This is a genomic window from Bythopirellula superficialaquae, from assembly GCF_059632245.1.
In genome coordinates, this window is record NZ_CP197426.1 from 3,253,012 (window position 1) to 3,277,911 (window position 24,900).

At 56.7% G+C, this 24,900-nt stretch carries 23 protein-coding genes and 1 riboswitch; of the genes, 2 read left to right on the top strand and 21 right to left on the bottom strand.

Annotated features, from left to right (window positions below; translation table 11 throughout):
- Positions 1–93: 93 nt before the first annotated feature.
- Positions 94–331, bottom strand: a riboswitch (cobalamin riboswitch).
- A 203-nt stretch (positions 332–534) separates the two neighbouring features.
- Positions 535–1,230 (bottom strand): hypothetical protein, encoded by a 696-nt coding sequence (locus SH678x_RS13315; protein ID WP_496918944.1) that lies wholly within the window; start codon positions 1,228–1,230, stop codon positions 535–537.
- A gap of 250 nt (positions 1,231–1,480) precedes the next feature.
- Positions 1,481–1,828, bottom strand: a complete 348-nt coding sequence (locus SH678x_RS13320) for a winged helix-turn-helix transcriptional regulator (RefSeq protein WP_496918945.1) — start codon at positions 1,826–1,828, stop codon at positions 1,481–1,483.
- 110 nt (positions 1,829–1,938) lie between these two features.
- On the opposite strand from SH678x_RS13320, the gene SH678x_RS13325 reads away from it, so the two are divergent.
- Positions 1,939–3,267: an SCP2 sterol-binding domain-containing protein gene (locus tag SH678x_RS13325; RefSeq protein ID WP_496918946.1), complete on the top strand. Its 1,329-nt coding sequence runs from the start codon at positions 1,939–1,941 to the stop codon at positions 3,265–3,267.
- A 30-nt stretch (positions 3,268–3,297) separates the two neighbouring features.
- On the opposite strand, the gene SH678x_RS13330 is transcribed toward SH678x_RS13325, so the two are convergent.
- From SH678x_RS13330 to SH678x_RS13420, 19 genes are all read right to left on the bottom strand, one after another.
- Positions 3,298–5,331 carry a hypothetical protein gene (locus SH678x_RS13330; protein WP_496918947.1) on the bottom strand — a complete coding sequence of 678 codons (2,034 nt, stop codon included), beginning with the start codon at positions 5,329–5,331 and terminating at the stop codon, positions 3,298–3,300.
- A gap of 42 nt (positions 5,332–5,373) precedes the next feature.
- Entirely contained in the window at positions 5,374–6,354 is a 981-nt protein-coding gene (locus SH678x_RS13335; RefSeq protein WP_496918948.1) for a YybH family protein, read from the bottom strand.
- A gap of 237 nt (positions 6,355–6,591) precedes the next feature.
- Positions 6,592–6,996, bottom strand: coding sequence for a holo-ACP synthase (gene acpS / locus SH678x_RS13340; protein WP_496918949.1), 405 nt, complete (start codon positions 6,994–6,996; stop codon positions 6,592–6,594).
- A gap of 1 nt (position 6,997) precedes the next feature.
- Positions 6,998–7,966 carry a tryptophan--tRNA ligase gene (trpS, locus tag SH678x_RS13345; RefSeq protein ID WP_496918950.1) on the bottom strand — a complete coding sequence of 323 codons (969 nt, stop codon included), beginning with the start codon at positions 7,964–7,966 and terminating at the stop codon, positions 6,998–7,000.
- Positions 7,967–8,067: 101 nt separating this feature from the next.
- A complete protein-coding gene (locus SH678x_RS13350) occupies positions 8,068–9,027 on the bottom strand; it encodes a dihydroorotate dehydrogenase (protein ID WP_496918951.1) in 960 nt (319 codons plus the stop codon).
- 156 nt (positions 9,028–9,183) lie between these two features.
- Positions 9,184–9,402: a hypothetical protein gene (locus SH678x_RS13355; RefSeq protein WP_496918952.1), complete on the bottom strand. Its 219-nt coding sequence runs from the start codon at positions 9,400–9,402 to the stop codon at positions 9,184–9,186.
- 376 nt (positions 9,403–9,778) lie between these two features.
- The gene (locus tag SH678x_RS13360; RefSeq protein WP_496918953.1) at positions 9,779–10,243 is read right to left on the bottom strand and encodes an HU family DNA-binding protein; all 465 of its coding nucleotides are present in this window, start codon (positions 10,241–10,243) and stop codon (positions 9,779–9,781) included.
- A 436-nt stretch (positions 10,244–10,679) separates the two neighbouring features.
- Complete coding sequence (locus tag SH678x_RS13365) at positions 10,680–11,123, bottom strand: YkgJ family cysteine cluster protein (protein WP_496918954.1); 444 nt, start codon at positions 11,121–11,123, stop codon at positions 10,680–10,682.
- Positions 11,124–11,151: 28 nt separating this feature from the next.
- Positions 11,152–12,318 carry an aminotransferase class V-fold PLP-dependent enzyme gene (locus SH678x_RS13370; RefSeq protein WP_496918955.1) on the bottom strand — a complete coding sequence of 389 codons (1,167 nt, stop codon included), beginning with the start codon at positions 12,316–12,318 and terminating at the stop codon, positions 11,152–11,154.
- 6 nt (positions 12,319–12,324) lie between these two features.
- Complete coding sequence (moaA, locus tag SH678x_RS13375; RefSeq protein ID WP_496918956.1) at positions 12,325–13,377, bottom strand: GTP 3',8-cyclase MoaA; 1,053 nt, start codon at positions 13,375–13,377, stop codon at positions 12,325–12,327.
- A complete protein-coding gene (locus SH678x_RS13380) occupies positions 13,356–13,769 on the bottom strand; it encodes a molybdenum cofactor biosynthesis protein MoaE (RefSeq protein ID WP_496918957.1) in 414 nt (137 codons plus the stop codon). Before SH678x_RS13380 ends, moaA begins: the two co-directional genes overlap by 22 nt.
- A 46-nt stretch (positions 13,770–13,815) precedes the next feature.
- Positions 13,816–14,058, bottom strand: coding sequence for a MoaD/ThiS family protein (locus SH678x_RS13385; protein ID WP_496918958.1), 243 nt, complete (start codon positions 14,056–14,058; stop codon positions 13,816–13,818).
- Positions 14,055–17,042: an anaerobic glycerol-3-phosphate dehydrogenase subunit C gene (locus SH678x_RS13390; protein ID WP_496918959.1), complete on the bottom strand. Its 2,988-nt coding sequence runs from the start codon at positions 17,040–17,042 to the stop codon at positions 14,055–14,057. The genes SH678x_RS13385 and SH678x_RS13390 overlap by 4 nt, the downstream gene beginning before the upstream one ends.
- A gap of 46 nt (positions 17,043–17,088) precedes the next feature.
- A complete protein-coding gene (locus SH678x_RS13395; RefSeq protein ID WP_496918960.1) occupies positions 17,089–17,577 on the bottom strand; it encodes a hypothetical protein in 489 nt (162 codons plus the stop codon).
- Between the two features lie 70 nt (positions 17,578–17,647).
- Positions 17,648–18,517: a hypothetical protein gene (locus tag SH678x_RS13400; protein ID WP_496918961.1), complete on the bottom strand. Its 870-nt coding sequence runs from the start codon at positions 18,515–18,517 to the stop codon at positions 17,648–17,650.
- A 48-nt stretch (positions 18,518–18,565) separates the two neighbouring features.
- Complete coding sequence (folE, locus tag SH678x_RS13405) at positions 18,566–19,171, bottom strand: GTP cyclohydrolase I FolE (RefSeq protein WP_496918962.1); 606 nt, start codon at positions 19,169–19,171, stop codon at positions 18,566–18,568.
- A 108-nt stretch (positions 19,172–19,279) separates the two neighbouring features.
- The gene (locus SH678x_RS13410; protein WP_496918963.1) at positions 19,280–22,504 is read right to left on the bottom strand and encodes an autotransporter family protein; all 3,225 of its coding nucleotides are present in this window, start codon (positions 22,502–22,504) and stop codon (positions 19,280–19,282) included.
- A gap of 316 nt (positions 22,505–22,820) precedes the next feature.
- Positions 22,821–23,537: an LON peptidase substrate-binding domain-containing protein gene (locus SH678x_RS13415; RefSeq protein ID WP_496918964.1), complete on the bottom strand. Its 717-nt coding sequence runs from the start codon at positions 23,535–23,537 to the stop codon at positions 22,821–22,823.
- Positions 23,538–23,563: 26 nt separating this feature from the next.
- Entirely contained in the window at positions 23,564–23,965 is a 402-nt protein-coding gene (locus SH678x_RS13420) for a DUF309 domain-containing protein (protein ID WP_496918965.1), read from the bottom strand.
- A gap of 181 nt (positions 23,966–24,146) precedes the next feature.
- Here SH678x_RS13420 and nth point away from each other — a divergent pair, with 181 nt between their 5' ends.
- Complete coding sequence (nth, locus tag SH678x_RS13425) at positions 24,147–24,899, top strand: endonuclease III (protein ID WP_496918966.1); 753 nt, start codon at positions 24,147–24,149, stop codon at positions 24,897–24,899.
- The last annotated feature ends 1 nt before the right edge of the window (position 24,900 follow it).

Here is a 24,900-nt window from a genome sequence, read left to right on the forward strand (position 1 = left end):
TGTATGGACAAACCCAGCGTAAGGACGCATCAAAATTGCGGTAGGGCAACTTTCGACTGGCAAAGTGCGACTGGCCTTCATCCCGCGCAAAGGCTTCATCTATCCGTCGTGGTAGGTCTTCTGACTCCCAAGCTCGATCGGTTCGGCCTTCTCGCGGCAAATTTCCGAGGAAATCAGCCGCAATGGCCCTAAGAATTGAACCCATCTTCACGCTTGGTCACAGCGGCGGGGCCGTCCCGGACTAAGATTCTCGAAGAATCTGGCACCGGATTCCCTGTTCGTCGATCGGAGAGAAACTCTGCGACCGACCACCATGACAGTGTGGCCCAAGGTATCAGTAGCAAAGAGCAGCGTCAAGCAAATTTTCAGGAGTTGGTGACCAACCGTTGGGTTATTTGAACGGGTTCAGTCGGGACGCCGAAGGCTGGGCGTTGAGGCCGAAGTCGATAATCAGCTCCTTGTTTTTTAAGACTCCCGACCCCTAATCTTTTCCCTGGCTTTTCTCATTACAGGATGCCCGTTAGCCGTGACTAGCTACGCTTCCTTTTTGAAATCCCAGGGCAATCCAAAAAAATCCATGGCATTGCGTTGTGTGGCGAGATCCGTCTCGCTGGTTGGATTAAAGGCTTCAGGAGTCAATTGGATGAGTATCCCGTCGCAGAAGTGTTCAACCTTGTAGGCCGGTATCTCCATGCAATGCGCCACCCCCCCAAAAGTGTTCGCCATTTGTGTGTTGAAGTAGTGCAACCAGTTGATGATGACAGGACGATTTCTCACGCCCTTTCGACCTTGAGCATAAGCTCTGTCACCAAATCTCAGTGTTTCCAAATTGTCGGAGTGACTTATCTCAGCCACCGTTGGTCGACAACTTTCAATGCAGCGACGGAAATACGACAGATCCGGCACTGGATCGGTGGCATGGAAATCGACCCACATAAAATCCCAGACGTATTCGCTTGATCCAGTGGAAGCGCTAATCATTATTGGATAAGAACCCTCTACTGGACCTAGCGTAATAATTCCACCTGGGGAGGACGGACGAATTCGCCCTTCCTCGTCCAAATATCGACTCACTGTCTTGGTGCTGACCTCAAATACTTCATCGCGACCGGTACGCCAGTTGGTTACACGGAATGCTTGTTGCATCAAGCCGAGGAACGAAGCAACTTCCTCGACTCGCAGGTTGCCCTCCGGTGGGAAGTCCATACTGAATTTGTAGCGGTTCAACATTTTGGGTGGTTAGAAAGTTGGATCGTAGGGGACAATGTCGATCTCTTGCACAAGTTTGCCAAGCACATTACGAAATGAGCTCATATCCTGTCGTCGAACGTGCCATTCCAAGGGAAGTCCGTACTTTTGGGCAACGCTGACTTGCCTGAGAGGAAGAAAGGGGACAGGTCCATATCTAGCCTATATGGACCTGTCCCCTTTCTTCTCCCCCAGCGATATCAGTTCTTGTACCATAGCATTTCAAGCTTACCTACCGAACTAATTTCATCCTGGCTTCCGTCCCCTTGATATTAGCCAGCCCCCATTCGGCGACGGCTGAAAGCACGGGCACGAGCGATCGGCCTTTCTTGGTCAGTCGATAAGCCTCCCAACCCGGTTTCTGGGGCGCGGGAAACTTTTCGGCGATGCCGTTTTCGACGAGCCGATTCAGGCGATCGGTCAAAATGTTGGTCGCAATCTTTTCGGGGGAAGCGATGAACTCGCGGAATTGAGATTTGCCGCAGGCCATGTCGCGAATGAGAAGCAACGTCCACTTGTCGCCGATCAAATCGAGCGTGCAGGCCACAGGACACGGCGAACGTTTCTTCTCGGCAGACATGGAAGTCTCGAATTTTGGGATCAATGAATTCGTCTGTTGACATTCTAACAATTCACTTGCACAATGCAACTTTATTGCTTGCAATTTGCAACTTAATGAGTGGCGAAAAAATGAGCCGTTTACAAGAACATCCCACCGTCCTGGCGCATCGAGAAAAATCGGGGGCCCCGCTGCCTACGCGGCTGGACGGCTCTGAGTTGCGGGCATTATGCCTCGATGCTGGGGCCGATGACGTAGGCTTTGTTTCTATCGATCGACCGGAACTTGATGATCAACGCCGTGATATTCTCAGCGCCTTTCCAAGTGCGCGATCCTTGATCAGTTTCGTCTGCCGGATGAATCGGGAACCTATCCGCAGCGTGGCGCGATCGGTGGCCAATGCCGAGTTTCACCAAAGCACCGATCACGTTAACGAGGTCGCCCGCGAGATCGTTCGCCGGCTCGAAGATCGTGGCCTGCGGGCAATGAATCCGACCGCGGGATTTCCCATGGAGATGAGCAAGTTTCCTGGCAAAATCTGGGTTGTCTCTCACAAACCCGTGGCCGTCGCGGCGGGCTTGGGACAGATGGGGATCCATCGGAACGTGATTCATCCACGCTTTGGTAATTTTATTTTGCTGGGCACTGTTCTCTTGGGTGTTGAGATCGACCAAGAAAGCCAACCCATCGACTACAACCCTTGCTTGACGTGCAAGTTATGCGTAGCCGCCTGCCCCGTGGGAGCCATCAAGCCCGACGGTCGCTTTGATCCCAGCGCGTGTCTGACGCATAACTATCGAGAGTTCATGCAAGGCTTCACCGACTTCACGGAAAATATCGCCGCGAGCAGTAGCGCCCTTGATTTACGCAACCGCGTCACCGATCAAGAAACGGCTTCGATGTGGCAAAGCCTCAGCTTCGGTGCGAACTACAAAGCAGCCTATTGTCTGGCTGTGTGCCCAGCGGGTTCAGACGTTATTGGTCCTTATCTGAGCGATTCCGTTAAGTTCATGACAGAAACACTCAAACCACTTCAACAAAAAGAAGAGACCATCTACGTTGTGGCCAACTCCGACGCGGAAGAACATGCCGCTCGCCTGTTTCCTCACAAACATCTCAAACGGGTCAATGGCGTGCGGCCCGCTTCCATTGCGGGATTTATCGACCGCATGGATATCGCCTTTCAAGCGGGCAAGTCCAAAGGCCTCGATGCCGTCTATCATTTCAAATTCACCGGCGCGGAAACAGCTTCGGCTACCGTGACCATTAAAAACGAACGGCTCCACGTTGCGCGCGGACTGTCCGGCCGAGCGGATTGCGAAATCATCGCTGATGCCACCACTTGGCTTGGGTTTTTGCGTAAAGAGAGAAACCTACTTTGGGCGATTCTGCGTCGCAAGGTGCGAGTTAAAGGCAAATTATCTCTGCTGAAAGCTTTTGGCAAATGCTTCCCTAGTTAAGCTTTCAACGAATCCTTTTACGCTCTCAAACTACTGCGGCGGCACCGTGGGACCACTCGTTGCTGCCGCTGGCGAACCCTTCGGCTTATCCAGCCGCACCAGCAGCCATTCCTGCGTTGTGCCATCGGCAAAATGCACCAGCGCCGGCGCGGTGTCTTGCGTCAGGTTGCCGATGCCGGTTTCCATGATCGGCCGAGTTTCGCCCGCCAAGGTCCACGCCGCGCGTTGCGATTGCTTGTCGACCATCCCTTCGACTTCTTTCACCGTATCGGCAGTCGTGTTCTGCAGTGAACCCGAAATGATCCCTTGCTTGCTGACGGCGAGTTGCAGGTACAAACTCGGGTCAACACCCTCCGCAGATTCATCGGCCGGAGTAATCGCAAACACACCTAGCGGCATCCAATCCTCGGGAGCCGGCTCGGCATCCGCTGGAATCGACGTGGCAATCTGCTGGGCTTGATAGGCATATTCGTCCGCGGTCGCGACGGGTTGATCACCGTAATAGACCGTGTCGTTCTGGTAATAAACGTTGTTGCCGTAGTTGTAGTAAATCGGCTCGGACCAACCCCAACTCGGGAACCAAGTTGTCATCGCTGGCCAAGTCGACCAACCCCACCAGTTGATGCCGGGAGCATAGTTCCAGCGCCAATTGTTTCCGGCCCACCAGTTCGGACGGAACCAATTATTGACGCCGTGCCAGTTATTGTTCCAGTGGTTGTGCCAATGATTGTTGATGGTGGTCCAATGATTGTTCCGCCAACTGTTCCACTGGTTCCAATCGGGACGATGATCGGGACGGTTATTAGCCCAATCGCCGCCACCCGGTCGGTTAGGCCGTTCGCCTGGACGCCCGGGGCGTTCCCCAGGTCTGCCTGGCCGATCTCCATCCCCAGGTCGGCCTGGGCGATCACCGTCACCTGGGCGACCGGGCCGATCGCCTCCGCCCCCAGGCCTGCCGGGACGATCACCATCCTCGCCACCAGGGCGCCCCGGGCGATCTCCACCACCTCCCGGACGACCGGGCCGATCTCCATCTTCACCCCCTGGCCTTCCAGGTCTGTCTCCGCCACCAGGACGACCGGGGCGATCACCTTCTCCGCCTCCAGGTCTGCCGGGCCGCTCTCCATCTCCGCCACCCGGTCTCCCCGGACGATCACCGGTTCCGCCCCCTGGTCTGCCGGGTCGATCACCACCGCCAGGCAAAGATGGTCGAGTCAAATCACCGGGACGCTGACCTCCTCCGGGACGACCGCCACCCGCAAGATCACCCTCGCCCGGTCTGCCCGGACGAGAGCCACCACCGGGTGCAGGGCGTGTCGTGGGACGACCTCCACTAGCCATACCCCCTTCCGAAGGAAATGGACGCGGTAAGTTGTTCAAGAAATCATTCGCGGCACCACCGGGAACACGACCACCAGCGTATCCACCACCGGGTCGCGTCGACCCGCCGGGGCGATTTGATGGGAAATTACCAGGACGGCCACTGATGTCGAGAAAGTTATCGAGTTGCCCCGTCGATGGCCGCCCGCCAGAGCCGGGGCGTGTTGAACCGCCAGGGCGTGTCGTACCCCCGGGGCGCCCTCCACCTCCGGCAAAATCAGGTCGGTTCATCCCGCCACTAGGCCGACCGGTGCTCGGCCGATTACTTGGCGTTGGCAGGGTGCCGAGCGAAGGGCGGTTGCCCTGGGGACGGTTTATGTTTCCTGGGTTTGGTCGGCTTCCGCCGCCACCAGGCCGCGAGCCGCCTCCGCCGATATTTCCACCACCAATATTTCCACTGGGGCGACCACCACCACCGCCGCCGGGCATGGGCCGCGACACATTCGGGCGCGACGAAGGCATGCTCATCGAAGGCGTACGGCCCGCGCTAGGACGCGCACCGCCACCCCCTCCACCCATGGATGGCCGCCCACCACCGCCGCCACCCCCCATGTGCATTCCACCCCCACCGCCGCGTCCGCCACCGCCGCCTCCACCCCCGCGGCCACCGCGTGCCCAGAGTTCTCCCGAGCACCACATCGCGACGGCCAACATCGACAGAGCGAACAACGTGTATTTTTTCATCTGGGCACCTTTGATAGGTCATCCTGAAGGACGAGTTGGAATTCAGTTCTCTTCCGCAGCTTCGCGCACGATCAAAACTTCATCGACATTCGGCTGCAGTTCGCCGTCGGCGACGCGGTTGATCGATTGCCACGTATAAGAGTCGTCATCGATTTTCTTAAGGAGATTTGTCGCCGAGGTCTTGCGGCCATCGGGCAGAGAACCGGTTGATTCAATGGTCCAGTTGTCCCCGTCGGCGGTCCACACCCCTTCGCCGAACCCGCCGTTGGAATCAAACACCCACGAGCGAATCTGATTGTTCGCGGCATCCCAACCGACGATTTGCATCCCCGACAATTCCACCCCGTCGCGTGTGACCATGGTGAACGAACGTGTCATGAAATTCTTATTACGGGTCCATTCGCAATCCGTTTCAATCACCGTATTCTCATCTTGGTCAATCCAAGTGCCGACCATCCACTCCAGAGATTTGAGATGTTCGTAGTTCGATGGGGGCGGCAACGGGATTTCTTCTTCCGATACGCGGTCCAATACCCATTGGCCGTCGCGTTTCATATGGACGGCCGTGTATGTTGTTTCCTCGGCGGGATGATCGGAGTAGGTCACCACTGCCGCACCTTTTTCAATCGCGACGTTGGGCGAGACAAAATCAATGGACTCAACATTCACCACAAGTTTCGCGTCTTCTTCGCCGGCGAAGATTTCATCGAACAGCTTTTTGATCGCATCGCGGCCCATCACCCCTTCGCCGCTGCGTGGGTCGGTGTAAATCGCTTCCGGCGACCACATGTTGGCCATCGTTTGCGTATCACGCCGATTGTACGATTCGACGTATTTATCGATGTTCCCACGAATTGTCGCTTCGTCGGGACTCACATCGTCGTCTGTCGACGCTTGAGCCGCGGGTGCGGCTGTTTCTGCAGCCGGCGCCGTAGTCGCGGCAGATGTGGTTTGGGCACTTGCCACTGCCGAGCATAAGCAGAGACAAACCACTATTGTCATGAATTGACCAAGGAATTTCATGGAATGCCCTTTCATGGCGACCAGATTGTTAGGCGGAACCGCGTTCCTAAGCACCACGGTTCGATAAACAGATAAGCATCGTTCGTAGTGACGCGATTCCCTCTTGGGTGCTGATTTTATCGCGTTCCACTCGTGAATACTAGCATGTCCCTTGAAATGGCGAGTTCTTTCAGTAGAAGCAATCGTGATGGCGCTAACGACTAATAATCAAAGAAACGAATGCTTGACTTTGGCAAGTTAGTCGTTGTCGGGAACTTCGCCTTCGGCAATCGCATAGGCCGTGGCGTGGCTGCGGCAATGGGAGATGCTGATATGCATTGTCCGAATACCGCTTTGCTCAAAAACTTCACGCGCCCCGCCACAAAGAGCAATGATCGGCGCGCCGCCATGTTTGTGTCGGACTTCGATATCGCGCCAACTGATCCCCTTGCGCCAACCCGTGCCCAACGCCTTGAGCACTGCTTCCTTTGCCGCCCAACGGCCTGCGTAATGCTGCGTGGACGACTTCTTCGTCGAGCAATAATGAATCTCATGCTCCGTATAAACCCGGCGAATAAACAACTCACCGTGCCGCTCAATCATCTGCGCAATCCGCAGACATTCAATGATGTCGGTGCCAATACCGATGATTTGTAGCGCCATCTCAATAGCCTTTCAAACCGCATGCTTGTTGCGCACGTGCCAACACTTCAGCGGCTTTCTTACGAGCCTTCACTGCTCCCGCCGCTAGGATGTCGCGTACATCATCTGGCCGTTTTTCCCAATCCGTCCGCCTCGCGCGTGCGTCGGCGAAATACGCTTCCGCCGCTTCGGCCAATTTCTTCTTCACATCGCCGTAACCAAAACCACCCTTAGCATACAACTCTGCCATCTCATTGCGATCCGTTTCCGTCGCCACTAACGAAAACAGCATATACAGCACATCATTCGTCGGATCTTTCGGATCTTCCATCGGCCGCGAATCAGTCGCGATCCGCATGATGAGCTTCTTCTGAGCCTTGGCATCATCAAACACCGCCAGTGTGTTGTTGTAGCTCTTTGACATCTTTTCGCCGTCGGTCCCCGGCACACGTGCCGAGCTATCGAGCACCTTTGCCTTGGGCAGCACAAACACGTCGCCGTATTGATGGTTAAAACTCCCAGCGATGTCGCGGCAAACTTCGATGTGCTGCACCTGATCTTCCCCCACCGGCACGGTGTCGCTGTCATAGGCTAGAATGTCGGCCGCTTGCAAGACAGGATATGTGAACAGGCCAGTATCCGCCGGCAGTCCCTTGGCTTTCTTATCCTTGTATGCGTGGCAACGTTCCAGCAATCCCATCGGCGTCCCCGTGAGCAGTATCCAACAGAGTTCGCTTACCTCAGGAACATCGGATTGAATGAATAGCACGGCCTTGTTGGGATCGAGTCCCAACGCCAACAAGTCCATGGCCGCATCGAGCGAATACTGCTTGAGCAACTCCTTGTCGCGCACCGTGGTGAGAGCGTGCAGATTCGCAATGAAGTAAAACGCCTGTTCGGCATCTTGGAGGGCGATGTATTGAACGATGGCCCCAAAATAATTGCCCCAATGAGGCCGGCCCGTCGGTTGAATTCCGCTAAGAACACGCATTTGTTTTTGATCGTTCGTGATGAATGTAATCTGTAATTAATGCTAGCCGCAGGCGGAAGCCAACGGTCGCCCCCATCTCAACCGCTGGCTACCGCCTGCGGCTAGGAACTTGTCTTCAACGTCCCAACAACTTCCCGAACGCTGACCGCGCCCAGTTCCGCCAGCGCGCCCGGCAAAGCGTCGAGCACTTGTATCGACGCCGTTGGATTGTAAAAGTTCACGGTCCCCAATTGAACCGCGGTTGCCCCGGCAATCAAAAACTCCATGACGTCGTCGCAGTTGGCGATCCCCCCGATGCCAATGATCGGCGTCTCCACGGCTCGGGCGGCTTGATACACGGCCCGCAAAGCGATCGGCTTGATCGCCGGTCCGCTCAAGCCCCCGATAATGTTGCCCAGCATCGGCCGTCGCCGTCGCCAATCAATGGCCATCCCTTGGCATGTGTTGATCAGCGAGATCGCATCCGCCCCCCCTGCCGCCGCCGCTTTGGCCATCTCGGCAATGCTCGTGACATTAGGTGTGAGCTTGGCAACGATCGGATGCGCGCAATTCTCGCGGCACGCGGCCACTACACGCTCGCACATCGATATGTCAGTGCCAAAATCCACCCCGCCGCTCACGTTGGGGCACGAGATGTTCAGTTCCACGGCAGCGACCGATTGATGGGGAGACAATTGCGCCGACATTTCGACGAATTCTTCCTGCGTGCGACCGGCGATGCTCACGATGATCGCCGTCCGCTGCTCGGCGAGATAAGGCAAATGATGGGCGATGAAGGCGTCGATGCCGTCGTTATCAAGCCCGATCGAATTGAGCATTCCCGAGGGGGTTTCAATCGTCCGCCACGGCGAGTTGCCTTTGCGCAGGAGTTTGGTGATCGTCTTGGGAACGACGCCACCCAGTCGCGAGAGATCAACCAGCGATTGCATCTCGCGGGCATAACCAAACGTGCCCGACGCCACGAGGATCGGATTGGCGAGTTTCAGTCGACCGAGTTCGACGCGAAGATCGAGCTTCGCATCGCGAGGTGAGTCTCGGTTTTGGAGGGAAACTACAGGCATGGAAGCGACATACGCGGGCATTGGCGACTGATATCTTGTCCTAGCCAATGTACACGCACTGGGGGGCAGTTCACAACTTGCCCTGGCTGCGACCGATTTGTGCGCGAACCGGTCGCGCAGCCACCTTCCACGTGGTTTTGTGAAGCGAATCGACGACTAGATAATGCCGCCGTGAACGCTATGTGGTGACAGATGCGACGGTTGATCGAGGAACCAAATACGTTCCCATTCATCAAGCAGCGAACGCAAGTTTTCGGATGTGTAAATCAACTGTTGCGCACGTCGTGCCGGGTCCGCCGAATAGATCGGCAGCAGGCAGCCGGTATTCCCGGCCAGCACGCAGACAGTCGCCATCGTTAAGAGCCATTTACGCATTGGCGCAGCTCCTCCTTGAGCATCGAAGCGTCCAGCGGCGCACGCTGCCGAACAACTTCATCAAATTGACAGAGCCCTAATGCCAACCGGCACTGAGCTTCCTGCCGTTCCCGCAAAAAAGTTGAAAAGTCCAAAACACAGATAAGCATTCGACGTTCACTCTCCGGGGCGTCGTGTCGCGGGGGACGAAACCCGTCTGACACCGCCTGAAATTGACCGTCTGGTAGAAAAGTCGCGGAAGAATAGCGAGCGGCTTACTTTGCGCCGAGAGCAGATTGGCGCGGCCGCGGTGATTTGATTTGGGTGCTATCGCGGATTGAAACTCGCGAAGCAATTGCCAGTGACTGGCAATCAATTTTGCTGTCGAAGACAGCACTTATTGTTGCTCGTAGGCAGGCCGTTCTGGGGTGGGCTGATCGAAACTAGACGGTTCATGATTAGGCCGCTCGTAGATCGGCTGTTCATAACTTGTTGGCAGAGCATGGTTTTCATCCGGTGAGCTGTCAGGCTCTGGACCTGAGGCAGCGCGATGGGCCGCTTCCGCGGCAGCATTGGCTTGCCGTTCCAATTCATGGACCCGCTCTTCCATTTCCTTACCCGGCTTGAACGTCACTACAAACTTTTCTGGAACAAAGACTTTCTCACCTGTGCGGGGATTACGTGCCTTGCGGGCTGCCCGTCGTTTCACCTCGAAGACGCCGAAATTGCGGAGTTCAATCCGCTTTTCGTCCACCAGCGTTTCGACAATTGCGTCGAAAGTCTTCTGGACGATTTCCTTCGTCTTCAATTGCGTGAGACCGATCTCTTCTGAAATGGTCTTTACAATCTCTTTTTTGGTCACGACGAGTCCCCTGTACGATGCCTGGTGAGGTGCCAGCGATTGCTGACTCAGTGCCTTGCGCCAGATGAGGTAACTTAGACAAGCGAACTTCGTCCGCTCGTTCCAAGTGTAATTGGCGCAAGAGTTAGTGTCAAGGTAATCGCAAATCGTCAAACGACTTACGACGCGCGACCAGACCGTGAAAAGGCCTCAAAATCCCGTTGGGAACTCGATAAATTGTCAAAGAACAAACCCAACTTCGGGCTGTGGAAGAACTCCCCAAACCGCCCAAATCTGCCGTCTTACAACGGCAGGCGATCTCGAGAGAACTACCTTTGACATTGATCGACCTCGCAGGCGGCAAACTTGAACTAACCGCTACAGATTCCCAAATTTGTAATTTCCGCCCGTTAGCCGGCATCGTCCCGATGCCGTGAATCGTGTGAACGCGAACCACTCACACATTAAAAATCGCCGCCTGCTCTTGGATATGCTCGAGCTGATAGAGCTTCCCCTTACCACTGCCTGGGCACGACTCGCAGGTTTCGGCCCAGGTCTCGGGGCTGCGAAGGTTGGAATTCCAGAAAGGCCAAGTCCGGCATTGCCGTGGCCGTTGCTCATAAACCTGGCATTTGCGCGTTTTGGTGTCGAAAAACACGCAATCGCCGTTCTTATACTCCACCAGGCTCCGCCGTACGCCGATCTGGCGGACGTACTTCTTCTCGAACTTGGCCGACTCCATGCCGAGCCGCTCGGCCAAGGCGTCGATCTCCACCTGATTTACCCACACATAGCCCGGCGCGCCGGTGCAGCAATCACCGCAACCCGTGCATTTGAATTTCAAACCGTCTTTGTACCAAGGTTCCGGGGCGGGCGTTTGCTTATTGGCGGCTTTGGCCATGTTCGTCATCCGTGAGTAAAGAATCAGTCTAAAGTGCGGAGCTGGCGGCTTGAGCGATCGCCATCAAGGCAATTTCAATCTCCTCGGTGGTTGTCGACCAACCAGGGCTCAACCGCACCGTGCCCCCGGTGGGCAAGGTCCCTAGCGCGACATGCATCCGCGGCGCACAATGCAACCCTGCCCGACACTCGATGCCGGTCGACATCTCCAGCACCGCGGCAAACTCCTGGGGATCATAACCTTTCACGGTGAAGCTGACCACACTCGTGCGAGATTTTGCCGTCCGTGGTCCGTGAATCGACACACCGTCAATCGCGTCGAGTCCGTTAAGTAAACGCCCGGCGAGCTCGCGATGATGCTCGTGAATCTTCTCGAAGCCATAGTCGCGATGAAATTCCATCGCCGCCGCCAAGCCCACAACTCCAGGAACATTGAGATTCCCCGCCTCAAACTTATGCGGCAGTTCCTCGGGCTGGCGGTCGTTCTCGCTGGATGTTCCCGTCCCGCCAAAACGAAACGGTTTCATTTCTTTCGCGGCACGTTCTGACAAACACAACACGCCTGTTCCCAGCGGAGCCAACAAACCTTTATGCCCCGGCGCGGCTATGACGTCGACGTGGCAATCCTTGAAATTGAGCGGCAATTCGCCCAACGTTTGCGCGGCATCCACCAGAAAGTAAGCTTCGTGCTCGCGAACGATCTCACCGATTTCATTGATCGGCTGAATCGCGCCAGTCACGTTCGAGGCATGCACCACCGCCACGAGGCGCGTGTTGGGTTGCAGCTCCCGCCGCACGTCATCCGGCGAAACATACCCCTCGCCATCACACGGCACGTAGCTAACTTTCACACCCAAGGTGTCGCTCAAATAATGCAGTGGCCGTAACACGGAATTGTGTTCGCAAACCGTCGTCACCACGTGATCGCCCGCACGCAACAAACCTAAGATGGCCGTGTTGAGAGAATCGGTCCCGCTGTTGGTGAATATCACACGATTGGGTTCATCCATGCCCAACAAATCGGAGACTTCCCACCGCGCTCGCGCGACCAATCGCAACACTTCTTCCGCGGCACGCGAAGAGCCCCGCCCGCTCGGTGCGCCATTCTCACGCAGATAACGATCCACCGCATCATAAACCACGGTCGGCTTCGGCCAGCTCGTCGCGGCGTTATCGAGATAGATACGCTTCTGCACGATAGGTCATCCACCAATCTGATACATGGCCCGCGCAGGCTTGACGAAATCTGCCTCCCCCACGCCATGCGCCGGTTGCTTGTGCCACACGCAATCGCGAATCAATTGGGCTAACTCTTCGTCGCTGCCACCGCTGCGCAGCAGCTCACGCGCATCCCATTCCACGGTCGAAAACAAGCAATTGCGAATCTCACCCTCTGCAGTGAGTCGCAGACGATTGCAGTCGCTGCAAAACGGATGACTCACGGGATTGATGAACCCAATCGAGCCTTTGCCATCGGCAAAATGAAAATCGACGGCTGGCTGGCTTAAATCCGCTCGTTTGCTCGGCACGAGCGGGCAAAACTCCGCTTCCAGCATTTGCCGGATTTCGTCGCATGTAAGCACCTGCTGTTGCTGCCACTGATTCTCGGCATCAAGCGGCATGAACTCGATGAACCGTAGTTCAAACCCATGCGTGCGGGCGAACTCGGCCAGCGGCACAATTTCTTGTTCCGTTAGTCCCCGGATCGCCACCGCGTTGAGACGGATATTCTCAAACCCCGCTTCTCGTGCCGCAAAAATTCCATCGAGCACGCGCTGCAACCCAGCACGTCGCGAAATTTTCTGAAACGTCGCCTCGGAAAGGGCATCCAGGCTAACATTCAAACGTTGTAACCCCGCCGCTTTGAGTGCCGCGGCTTGTTCGTTGAGCAAAATGCCATTTGTGGTAAGTGCCAAATCCTCAAGGCCCTCAATCGCAGCGACCTGCTCGACCAACTTCGGCAGTTCACTCCGCACGAGCGGTTCGCCCCCAGTAAGGCGCAGCTCTTTGATCCCCAGCGACACCGCCACGCGCACGAATTGCTCGATCTCTTCGAAGGTGAGCAACTCCTCGCGTGGTCGGAACACCACATTCTCGGCCGGCATGCAGTAGAAGCAGCGAATATTGCAGCGATCCGTCACGCTCACCCGCAGGCTCGTATGCACGCGCCCCAAGCGGTCCACCAGCGGTCCGCTGGTTGGCATGTCGGTCGTCGTGTTGGAAATTTCGCTGATCATTTCGTCGGATGCACCCATTCGCTGCTGCCGTCGGCCCAATGTTCCTGCTTCCAGATCGGCACACTCTCTTTAAGCGTATCGATGAGCCACTCCCCCGCTTCGAACGCTGCCTTGCGATGCGGACTCGCCACCACGATGGCCACGCTCGCTTCGCCGAGCGGCACAATACCCAGCCGATGCACGATCAGACACTCGACAAGCCCCCACCGCTCGCGGGCGGTCGCTTCCAAAGTTGCCAATTCCTTAGCGGCCATCTCTTCGTAGGCATCGTAAGCAAGTTCCGTCGTTTCCCGTCCCGCCGTATGTTGGCGCGTGCAACCCAGAAACAACAGCACCGCCCCCGCCGCAGGCGACTGCGCACTCCGCACCAACAAATCAGCATCAATCGGCGAGTGCGTCAGTTGAATCATTCGTGTTGTCTTAGCCGCGATTCAACGAATCGCCGGTCTTCCACTTCTAACCACCACTCACCGGCGGAATACACGCCACTTCGCTCACGCTCGAAATGACCGAATCATCATTCGCATACGTCGTATCAATCGCGAACATCGCCCGACGAATCAAATCCGCCAGTTGCGGATAATCCGTTATCAGCTGGCCGCGTAAACTGGCGATCGTTGCATCATCCGGCACTTCAACGTCCACACTCGGCCCTACTGCGTCTCGCGCCGCCGCGAACATCTTCACGGTAACTCTCATGTTACCACCAGGTCTTTGCCGGGGCTATTTATGAGCGTGCGCAGCTCGGGCATCAAGCCATACGCCAGCGCGACAATCTTCACCGGGTGAATCGTGGGCTTCGAGGTGCTCTGTTCCATCTGCACTTTGCACGTGCTGCACTCGGTCGTCCCCGCGACGAAGCTCCCCGTCCGCACGGCGGTGATCAAAGGCAAACCCGCCCGCAAGCTGCGGCGGTAATTTTCGCGTTGGAATCCATACATTCCCGCCATGCCGCTGCAACCTTTTTCGATCCGTTCGACTTTCAGTCCCGGAATCAGCCGCAACAAACTTTCCGCGGGCGTGCCGATTTCCAGCGCCTTTGTGTGGCAAGGCGTGTGATAACCGAGCGACGTGTTGAGCTGCCCAAAATTGAGCTGCAACTTGCCGCGCTGATGCAACCGCCACAAATAATGACACGCTTCGAGCGCGTTCTCGGCAATCATTTCGGCATCATGATCCCCCGGCAGCAACTGGGGATACTCATGCGTGAGGGCCAACACGGCCGACGGCTCGGTCGCCACGATGGTGTACCCTTGCCGCACCGCTTCGGCGAGAATCGCGACATTATGTTCCGCGATTCCCCGGGCCTTGCTCACCAAGCCCCGCGCGATCATCGGCATGGCCGCCTGCATTTGATTCTCGGGAACGTAAACCGGAATGCCATTGTGCTCAAGCACCGCCAAAAATGCTTCGGCCAGCTGCGGATCGCAATAGTTCGCGTACGTGTCGACGAAGTACAGCACCTTTTCGACGCTGCTTCGCTCGGGTCGATTGAGACGTTTCTGCGCGGCTTGTTGCAAAAACGCTTTCCGCCGGAACCGGGGCAACTTGCGACTCTGCGGAATGCCGACCAATTTTTCAATCAACCAGCGTGCCCCACGATTCGCCACCGCCCAATTTGCTACCCGAGAATATCGCGAAGCATAGCGGCACATTGTATCCACGCGTGCCATGAACCAACCGTAGAGCGTTTCGCCATTCGTGGCTGTGTAAAGCGCCTTCGCTTCGACCATCAACCGCGGAATATCCACATTCGCCGGACATTCCAAGCGGCACATGTGGCAATGCACGCACAAGTCGACAATCTCTTTGAACTCTTCATCCAACACGCTCCCCTGCGGCAGGGCCCCGGTAAGCAACCCACGCGCAAGATTCGCCTTCGCGCGCGGTGATGCTTCTTCGCGCGGCGAATAGCGATTGATCGGGCACATCCGCGTTTCAGGTGAAAGCGTGCGGCAGACGCCGCAGCCATTGCACACCCGCGCCGCGTGGGCCATCTCTTCCGGTTGCCAGGCGAGCTGCAATTGAATCGTTGGCGGTTCGTTCTTTTCTTTGGGCGACTTTTCCTCGGCCTCGGCTTGCAGATTCTCCAGCACCGGATAATGCACGTGCCGCAGATGATTGGTCATCGACACCACGTCGTTGGCCACGATCTTATTCGGATTCAGCAGATTCTGTGGGTCAAACAATTGCTTGACCTCATGAAACGCCGTCATGAGCGGGCCAAACTGCCGCAGCACATACGGCGTGCGGCTCAAGCCATCGCCATGCTCACCGCTGATCGTGCCGCGAACCTTCCAAACCTCTTCGTAAATCTGATCGGCAATCAAATCCATCTTGGCAATGTCGGCAGCGCTCGAAATATCGAGAAATGGTCGAAAGTGCAACTGCCCATGGCTGGCATGCGCGAACAACGACGCCGTCACCTGTTCCTGCTTGAATATGTGCTGCACGCGCGGCAGGAAATTGGGCAATTCCGCTGGCGGAATCGCAACGTCTTCCACAAACGGCAATGGGCGTGTCTGCCCTTTCAGCCGGTAGAGAGTCGGCGTGTAATGGCGAGCCAGCTGCCAAAGCAGTTCATGATCGAGCCAATCCGCCGCAACGTAAGAACCAAATGCCAGCTTAGCTTTGTCTTGCACAAAGGTCACAACGTCGGCCAGCTTGCCTTGCACCTCGTCGGTTGAATCCCCTTGAAACTCAACTAGCAGCACGGCTTCGGCTTCCTGGGGAATCAAGAATTCGTAGCGTGGGTCCATTTCACGCGCGAGGCTCAAGTGGCGGCGATCCATCAGATCACAGGCACTCGGCTTGAGCGGCAAGAGTTCCACCGTGGCGAGCGACGCTTTTTCAATCGAATCAAAGAACAACAACAAACTGCACGCGTCCACTGGCAAGGGGAGCGTCCCCAAGGTCACCGCCGTAATCAGTCCCAGCGTCCCTTCGCTCCCCACGAACAACCGCGACAAATGCAGTGGCTTGCCAAACGCATCCACGTCGTGCAGATCATTCAGCCCATAGGCACTGCTATTCACCAAGCTCTGGGGATAGCCGTTCTTAATATCCTCGGCGTGTCGCGTACAAATGTCATCGACGGCCAGCACATAGCGATCGACGCCGATATGGCCTTTCGTATTGAGCAACTCATGCGTGCCAAATTCCAGCACCTCGCCATCGGCCATCACAACTTGCAATGACTGAACATGCCGTCGAGTTGATCCCACCACCGGCCAATGACTTCCCGACGCATCGAGCGCAACCATCCCGCCCACGGTTGTGACTTGAGCCGTGGCAGGATCGGGACCGATGTATCGCCCTTGTGGTTGCAGTACGCGGTTGAGCTCGTCCAGCACCACCCCTGCTTCAACACGTACGCTCTCTTCACCCACCTCCAGCACTTTGCGCATAAAGCGCGAGAAGTCGATGACTAAGCCGCGTCCCAGTGCACCGCCAGCAAGCCCTGAACCGCTCCCCCGCGCGTGAAGCGGAATCTCCCTCGCGGCGGCATACTTCACCGTCGCCACAACGTCGTCGACGCCACGGGGGCGCACCACGCCCAGCGGAGGAATCTCATAGATGCTCGCGTCGCTGGCAAAGAGTTGCACGAACAGGTCGTCGCAGTGAACATCGCCCACGATCTGCCCTCGCAGATCATCTTCTATGCGCTGTTGTTCTGCATCCATAGGTCATCATGCCCAATGTTCAGAGCGACTGCTTCAAAACGTTTCTTCAAGACGATTGATTGGCAGCCGCCGCGCGCTCGGCCGATTGCAGCCGAGCGTTCAATTGCCGATGCTTTTCGTGCGTTTCCAAATCGAACAGACCGTGGGAATCCATTTCAGCAACACCGCGATACTGCGCCTGGCAGCGGTAGCACATCAGCGCGTCCCCCACGAGGGTGTAAAGCAATACGTCGATCAGGGCCGTGGCGAACAAAATCCCAAACGTCCACAGCAAGTGAGCGTGATACCAGGCAATCGAGCTGCCGATGATCCCCACGGCCACAATCAGCACGCCGAGCCGCTGTGGAAAATCCTTGCGGACAAACAAATCGGTGCTCGGACAAACCAAGCAACGCTGCACCCGGTCGCCGTCAACTGCATCCTGGGGCACGGCCAATTCCTGCCCACAGGCGTTGCACTTCAAATGCCGGGTGTCGGCAGCAAAATGGGTCCGCGTCCCCTCGTGACAAGCCGGGCATGCATAAGTGACGTTCACGTGAATCTTTCAATTAGGTCAACAAGCCGCCAACCGCCGCTTGCGGCTTAGCGCGTAACACTCACCACTATTATAGCGGGAACAGCGACTCGCGAGACAGTAGCAACGCCATGGTTTCGCCGACGAATGTGCCAATCACAGCCACATAAAGAATGCCCGTAGCGCTCTGCGTGTTGGGAATTTTGAGCGTCTCCCACGCCATCCAAGCCAGAATTGCGACCCCCACGATCCCAAACAACCACCGCAGCAACAAAAACAACCACCACTGCGTCGTGATCTCATTGGCGTAAGTCAGCTCGCCCCACACGCCCAGCGTCGAAACAATCGCCTGGAGCACTACCGCCACACCCATCGCGATAATGAGTCGCCGCAGCGGCACAAGCTCCATCGTCGGCGTGTTCAAATACCAATGGCCCAACAGCATCGCAGCCATCGTCATGCCGAGCAGAAGACCGGAGGTGATCACAGATCCAGCTGTTAAACTCGCAGACGGATCAATCATACTCTTGATGCGCTGTTCCGATTCAGTAATCAGTTCGCTGGTGCCATTGCTCGTCACCGTGCCAGGTTCCACCGGAACGATGTAACGCAGTAGCAAGTTGTCGTCCTTGCTCCGTTGCTCATGCAGGCCAATTTCTTGAACAAGCGCGCCACCCCCGGCTGAGAGCGTCACCAGAATTAAAAACACTTTCCCCGCAGCCGGCTTTTCGTACAACCAGCACACCGACCCCACGTAACTCGCTGTCGCCGCGCCGACGGCGTACCACAGCACATCCGGCGTGACGTAATAGCTCACCATCGCAGCAAGAGTCGTGAGTCCAAGCGTCACGTACAGATGGTTGCGAAAATACCCGCTCGTGACCTTTTTCGACGAAGTGATCGCCATCCCCGCGGCCAAACCGAATGACAGCCGCAGCAAGAATTGGATGAGCAGGTTCATGATGACTAGCCGTGTCGCAACGCATCACACGGCGCTATGTTATAACAACTAAGTCCGATCACCATAAATCAAAGTCATCACTTCCGAACGGCTCGACAGGTTCGACCGGAACAAACCTTTCATCGCGGAAGTCACGCAGACGCTCCCCGGCTTGCGAATTCCGCGAATGCTCATGCACGAATGCGAAGCCTCGATCACGACGGCCACGCCCTTCACGTCGAGTTCGGAAATCAACAAGTCGGCGATCTCCTCGGTCATCCGCTCCTGCACCTGCGGACGATGCGAAACGACTTCCACCACCCGGGCCAATTTGCTCAGTCCCACGACCTTGCCGTTGGGCACGTAACCAATGTGCGCCTTTCCGATGAATGGCAACATGTGATGCTCGCACATGCTGTTGAAGGAGATATCCTTCACGAGCACCATCTCGTCGTACTTCTCGGTGAAGAACTTTTGCAGATGAATCCGTGGATCAGCATGCAAGCCGCTAAACAATTCGGCGTACATGCGGGCCACCCGCGCGGGAGTTTCCTGCAATCCTTCGCGGTCGGGGTCCTCTCCCACAGCGGCAAGGATCTCACGCACCGCTTTCTCGATCCGCGGCAAATCGACCGGCGTGGGCTCGGAGGGTTTTTCGTCGTCGGCACAACTCATGGCATATTACTCGGGAAAATCGAAGGATTAGCAAACCTTCGATGGTACGCCCCGAGTATCGCCATCGTCAACCACTCGCCCTTAGCGCCAGAGCTTGCTCCGTAATGTTTACCAACTCTTCTGCACGCTCCCCGACCCCACATGGAACGCAGCCCGGTCGTTCACCTGGGCATCATAGTTCGCCTGTGCCGACCAGCCGCGTCCCAAGTAGCAATTTAGACCGGTACCAACCAGCGCCCAATCGCGGCCCATGTTGAGGCCCTCGGCAATGAACGATGAACCACCCACGGGGGCGAACGTCGCCACCACCGGCGAGTTCACATCCAGAAACTCATGAACCCACACAGCCCGGAATTCCGGCGTGATCTTCGCCCGGCTGGGAACCGTGCGCACTTGCGTCCGCACACCCACCAAGCTCCGCAACGAATCGTCGTCGAGACCGTCGACACTCAGATTCGCAGCCCCGGCACCAGTTTCGGTGAATCCATTCTGCCGCACGTGTACATATTGCAGTGCTGCGAAAGGCTGGGTACTGAAACGCTCCGTCTCATGCAAAATGAAGCCCCGTTCCAGATAGGCAAATCCTTGCCAGCCGTCATAGTCGCCTTGGGCGGTCAGGTTCAAACCGCCCGCGTTGATAAAGCGTTCGCTCTCGTAACCATCAAACTGAAAACCGCTGATCACCGTGTAGTAATGAATATCATTGAGCCTGGTGAGGTAAGCACCGATCTGCCCGCCGGTAATATCATTCGTGCCACTGGCGTTGGTGGTCTGTAAACCAGTACCCACATAACCGCCGTAGAGGCCAATCCGGTGGTTGGCATTCCAGTAGGCATCGAAGCCCACTATGGCACCACCCATGCCATAATCGAGACTCCCCGCGTTGCCGTCCGAGTCGGCGTGACCACCCAACCCATAACCCACGGCCCACGTCGTGCGGCTCCGCGAAGGTGCGCGATTGAATGTCATCGAACCGTCAGGCTGATAACTCACCTGCACAATTTCCGCATCGCTCAATTCACTCACGGTATCTTCTTGAGCCCAGCCATCGTAGTTCGCACCGTTGCGGAACGATTGCGGCTGAAGTTGCTGGGCAATCGTGTGCAAAATCAACGTCGTATTCTGCACGCCCATCTGCTGCGTCGTGCCGTAGATATCGCCGCTCATCTGCTCAAGCGCCGAGCGGACCTGACTGTTAGTCATCATCTGCAAATCATCAAGCAGGGCTTGGAAGGCGCCTGTGGCACCCTGAGAATTATCATCGAGATACTTGCCCACGGCTTTCTGGTTGACCGTGTTGCCTATCGCCTCAAAATCAGTGCTGTCGGCAATCAGAGTGAAATAAGCACTTGTCGAAGTGTAGCCCAGCTGTGCCGTGAAGAACGCTAAGTCGTCGGATATAGAATCAAACGTGCCCGTGATCGATCCCGCGGTCAAGAATGTGTATTGCGTGCCGCCGGTATAAGTTCCAGGCGCCGCATATACCGCGACCGCTCCAGCCAAGTCGGCCGCACCAGTCACAGCCAATAAGTCGTTATTCGTACCTGCAACGTTGCCACCATCGTTGATCTCAACGGCAATGGTTCCCGCGTTCGATTGCGTGTAACCATTCGTCACAGAGAGTGTGCCAATCGAGTTGCCGGGGGCCACGCGATTGTTGTTGATTAAACTACCAATCGTGCCCGTGCCGCCCACGATACCGCTGTTAGCGGATGTCACCTCACTGGTAACGCTGCCGTTGACGATCAAATTGCCTGCATTCGCTGCCGTGGCGCCGGTATAGTCGTTGGTGCCGCTAAGAATCAATGTCCCCGTGCCCGTCTTTTGCAAACCACCCGCCCCGGAAATCTGGTCGGCGTAAGTCACACTGTTCGTGCCGGTGATTTCGACGTTTGCCGTCACGCCGGTGTGGACATACATGCCAGCCCCTGCGGTGGTACCACCCGTGCCCCCTGTTCCACTAGCGCCCGCGGTAACAGAATTATTGGCGACCTCCGAATTGATGATTGTCAGAGTTCCCCCCTGGCGAACAAACACCGCGCCGCCGTAACCACTGCCCCCTGAGCCACCTACGTTATTAGTGCCGCCATTGCCGGCACCAAAACCTCCGGTCCCACCGGGAACAGACGACGAGGTGCTACCGCCGCCACCGCCGCCAAACCCACCGTCGCCACCATCTCCCTGACTAAAATCACCTAAACTGGCGCCACCACCACCGCCAAAATCACCACCATTTCCCCCAGCAGGATTGCCTGTATCGCCGACACCACCACCGCCGCCACCGCCGAACAATCCGCCGTTGCCACCCGCGCCGCCCGAGGTGGTATTAAATCCCGAACCAAAGCCATCTGATCCACCACCGCCGCCGCCACCACCGATACCTCCATTGCCACCATCGCCGCCATCGCCGCCATCTCCCGTGTCAAAATTGGCACCGCCTAACCCACCACCGCCGCCACCACCCAACAGCGGCGATTGACCGTCGCCGCCATCCCCTGCGGGGGCAGGCGTAAAACTTGTTGTCCCCATCGCTCCACCTGATGCCCCGGAGCTTCCATTACCGCCGGCGTTGCCAGCGTTTCCCCCGTTAAGAATTCCACCACCACCGGCGCCGCCATTGGCCGCCGCGCCACCATTGCCCGTGATACCACCACCGGCACCGCCGCCATTGCTGCCGTTGGAACCATTTCCGAACAAGCCGCCGCCGCCACCACCGCCGTTGGCACCGCTGCCACCGTTAGCGCCAAAACCGCCACCGCCGCCGCCGCCGTTGGCAATTCCCCCATTACCGCCGTTGCCACCCTCGGCCGCGTTGCTGTCGAAGTTCACATTGTTGAGCGTCACATTGGCACCCGTGTTCACAAACAACGCGCCACCTGCCCCCAGACCACCACCACCACCACCGCTGCCGCTGCCCGCGTCACCACCTTCGGCGAGGCCATTCTCAAGATTGAAATTCAGCAGCGTCACGTTCCCCGCCACGACAAAGAGCAACCGATGTTGATCCCCACCGTCCAGCGTGGCACCAAAGCCGTTGATCACGACCGTCATGCCCGTGGCATCGATATGGGGCAGACTTCCCGTCATGGAAATCCCATTAATGCTGTCGTCGACGGTAATCGAATGACTCCCAGGACCGGCGACGTTGAGTTGATCGATGGCCCACCGCATCGTGCCAGGACTGCCGTCGTCAGCGGAGCTATTCACAGCAAAGTCCGCCGCGGGGGCCATATTCGGGGCCAATCCACCCAGAAACAGCGCTGCGCCTAATCCGAACGAGCCAATCGTCTGCCAAGCCGCATAGCGCGCGCGTATGTTGATCCCGAAGCCCATGGATAATGCCCTCCCTGTTCATGCGTGTGCGTCGAACCGAGTCCAGACGATGCGAAATCAGCTTGCGGAACAATCCTTTGTTCGCAAGTTGCTGCACCATAATCCTGGCTGCCGGAATGCGTAAGCAATGCATCGCCAGCACAAGAAAGTATCGACGACTGGTTTTGAGACTATCAGCCATTCAGCTCCCCCCAGAGAGCTGGAAATACTGATAGCACTGACAAGACCCTTACAACCCGCACAAGTAGAAATTCGGGTAGGGAAATGTGCGCGCGATCCAGGTTAGCCGGCAGCGTCCCGCTGCCGAGAAATTCGCTTAATTCGCGCTAAAAGGCGGCAGTTTCTTAAATCGCTGCAGCGGCAACCGTTGTGGCGAATTCCCCTTCGCTGAGTCAAGGGCTGAGAGCAACATCGTCGCCCGGCGATCAATATCACACTCCCCTAACAGGTCCCGTTTCTCATCAAAATCCATCGGCAACGCGAAACTCACCAAGTCGGTCAGCACCCCCAGCGGGATCTCGGTCGCCAGCAACTCCTGCAGCGCGGCATCCGCCGACTTGCCGTTGGGCAAGAAATCTTGGAACTGTTTGGTCAGCGCCGCTTGCAACCCAGGGCGACGTTCGTCGTTGGTCTTCTTGCAGAAATCATCGAGCAACGTCACTTCGGCTTCGCGGTAGCTCTTCGTCGCCGGAAGTTCGCGATCGATGCGAATCCGCCGCATCCCCAACAGCAGGATGTTGTATTCGCCCTTGCCGGTCCGCTGATAGGTGACCACTTTTCCCAAGCAAGCATACGGCAACACGGGGGGACGGCCTTCGTAATCGGCTTCCCAACCCGGTGCCAACATGCTCATCGCGATCAGGCCATCGCTGTTGAGCGCGTCGTTCAGCAACTCGCGATAACGTGGCTCGAACACATGCAGCGGCTGCATCACGTGCGGAAACATGATCAGATCCGGCAACGGAAACAACCGCACCACACCTTTGAACCGTGTCTCGTCGAAAATCAAATCTTCTGCGTTCCAGGGAACCATTTTATTCTTAACTCCCCATCTCTTGTTCAAACGTCGCTCGCGGCGGGCTGCAAATGAATTTCAGGAATCAAATCGGGCACGATCTCAATCCGCGGGAACTCTTCCTCGTTCACCAGCACTTCGGCGAAGCACTGTTCGTACTGTGCGAGAAACGCCGCCAAATCGAGTCCTTCGTACAAAGGCAAATACTCAGTCAAATAACCGAGACTCGAATGATACACCTTCTTGGCACCGCGAATGTTGCCGTTGCCAAAATGATGCAGGGCGACGGCCACTTGAATCAAGCCCTGATAAAATTTGCGGGCCGGGCCACGATACTCGGTCCACAGTTCTTCCCACGTCTCGTGCGCTTCAAAAAAGTCGCAGACGTTAAAATGCTCAATCCCCGCCAAGTAGAGCGGATCATAAGGCTCGGCTTCAGTGCCCATGAATTTGGAGCCCAACTGTGTTCTCAATCCGATTTGGTAAATCAATGCCACAGGGATTATAGTCAGCTGGTTCCCGCGGGGCCAACCACCGCCACAAACACCGCGGTCCTTGACACGTTTGCTGCCCTCGCCACAATGACCAGCAGATTCACGCCGCCGGACACTCCTACCTCTGCCCGTCATGCCCTCGAAACGCACTTCTCCGGCAAAAACAGCTTTAACAAAAGCATCGCCCACCAAAAAAGCCGCGCCGAAAAAGTCCGCCGTCAAAAAACCGTCGGTCCCTTCGCCGGAACTCAAGAAGCACACTGCGAAGATCATCGCACAGCTCAAAAAGGACTTCCCCGACGCTGATTGCGCATTGGTACATCAAACGCCCTTTCAATTGCTGATCGCGACGATTCTTTCGGCTCAATGCACCGACGAGCGGGTCAACATCGTCTGCAAAGACCTGTTCAAAAAATATAAGCAACCCGCCGATTTCGCCGCCGCGCCACTCCCCGAGATCGAACAGGCGGTCAAAAGCACAGGCTTCTATCGCAACAAGGCCAAGAACATCAAAGCCTGCAGCGCCGAGCTGGTCGACAAATACAAAGGCAAGGTTCCCAAGGATCTCGACGCCCTCGTTCAACTCGCCGGTGTCGGTCGCAAGACGGCCAACGTCGTTCTTGGCACGGCGTATGGAATTCCTACCGGAGTGGTGGTCGACACCCACGTGGGCCGGTTAAGCTTACGCATGGGGCTGACCACAAACACCGATGCGGTGAAGGTCGAGCAAGACCTGATGCAACTTGTGCCGCAAGGCGAATGGATCGGCTTCTCGCACCGCATGATTCTCCACGGCCGCAAGACCTGCCAAGCCAGAAAACCTGATTGCCCGAATTGCACGCTCCAAAAGATTTGCCCAAAAATCGGCGTTGTTGTTAAGTCATGAT

Excerpts from the sequence above, each read along its gene's own strand:
- SH678x_RS13315 (WP_496918944.1), bottom strand. The coding sequence starts at position 1,230 with ATGTTGAACCGCTACAAATTCAGTATGGACTTCCCACCGGAGGGCAAC.
- SH678x_RS13320 (WP_496918945.1), bottom strand. The coding sequence starts at position 1,828 with ATGTCTGCCGAGAAGAAACGTTCGCCGTGTCCTGTGGCCTGCACGCTC.
- SH678x_RS13325 (WP_496918946.1), top strand. The coding sequence starts at position 1,939 with ATGAGCCGTTTACAAGAACATCCCACCGTCCTGGCGCATCGAGAAAAA.
- SH678x_RS13330 (WP_496918947.1), bottom strand. The coding sequence starts at position 5,331 with ATGAAAAAATACACGTTGTTCGCTCTGTCGATGTTGGCCGTCGCGATG.
- SH678x_RS13335 (WP_496918948.1), bottom strand. The coding sequence starts at position 6,354 with ATGAAATTCCTTGGTCAATTCATGACAATAGTGGTTTGTCTCTGCTTA.
- acpS (WP_496918949.1), bottom strand. The coding sequence starts at position 6,996 with ATGGCGCTACAAATCATCGGTATTGGCACCGACATCATTGAATGTCTG.
- trpS (WP_496918950.1), bottom strand. The coding sequence starts at position 7,966 with ATGCGTGTTCTTAGCGGAATTCAACCGACGGGCCGGCCTCATTGGGGC.
- SH678x_RS13350 (WP_496918951.1), bottom strand. The coding sequence starts at position 9,027 with ATGCCTGTAGTTTCCCTCCAAAACCGAGACTCACCTCGCGATGCGAAG.
- SH678x_RS13355 (WP_496918952.1), bottom strand. The coding sequence starts at position 9,402 with ATGCGTAAATGGCTCTTAACGATGGCGACTGTCTGCGTGCTGGCCGGG.
- SH678x_RS13365 (WP_496918954.1), bottom strand. The coding sequence starts at position 11,123 with ATGGCCAAAGCCGCCAATAAGCAAACGCCCGCCCCGGAACCTTGGTAC.
- moaA (WP_496918956.1), bottom strand. The coding sequence starts at position 13,377 with ATGGGTGCATCCGACGAAATGATCAGCGAAATTTCCAACACGACGACC.
- SH678x_RS13380 (WP_496918957.1), bottom strand. The coding sequence starts at position 13,769 with ATGATTCAACTGACGCACTCGCCGATTGATGCTGATTTGTTGGTGCGG.
- SH678x_RS13385 (WP_496918958.1), bottom strand. The coding sequence starts at position 14,058 with ATGAGAGTTACCGTGAAGATGTTCGCGGCGGCGCGAGACGCAGTAGGG.
- SH678x_RS13390 (WP_496918959.1), bottom strand. The coding sequence starts at position 17,042 with ATGGATGCAGAACAACAGCGCATAGAAGATGATCTGCGAGGGCAGATC.
- SH678x_RS13400 (WP_496918961.1), bottom strand. The coding sequence starts at position 18,517 with ATGAACCTGCTCATCCAATTCTTGCTGCGGCTGTCATTCGGTTTGGCC.
- folE (WP_496918962.1), bottom strand. The coding sequence starts at position 19,171 with ATGAGTTGTGCCGACGACGAAAAACCCTCCGAGCCCACGCCGGTCGAT.
- SH678x_RS13410 (WP_496918963.1), bottom strand. The coding sequence starts at position 22,504 with ATGGGCTTCGGGATCAACATACGCGCGCGCTATGCGGCTTGGCAGACG.
- SH678x_RS13415 (WP_496918964.1), bottom strand. The coding sequence starts at position 23,537 with ATGGTTCCCTGGAACGCAGAAGATTTGATTTTCGACGAGACACGGTTC.
- SH678x_RS13420 (WP_496918965.1), bottom strand. The coding sequence starts at position 23,965 with ATGGGCACTGAAGCCGAGCCTTATGATCCGCTCTACTTGGCGGGGATT.
- nth (WP_496918966.1), top strand. The coding sequence starts at position 24,147 with ATGCCCTCGAAACGCACTTCTCCGGCAAAAACAGCTTTAACAAAAGCA.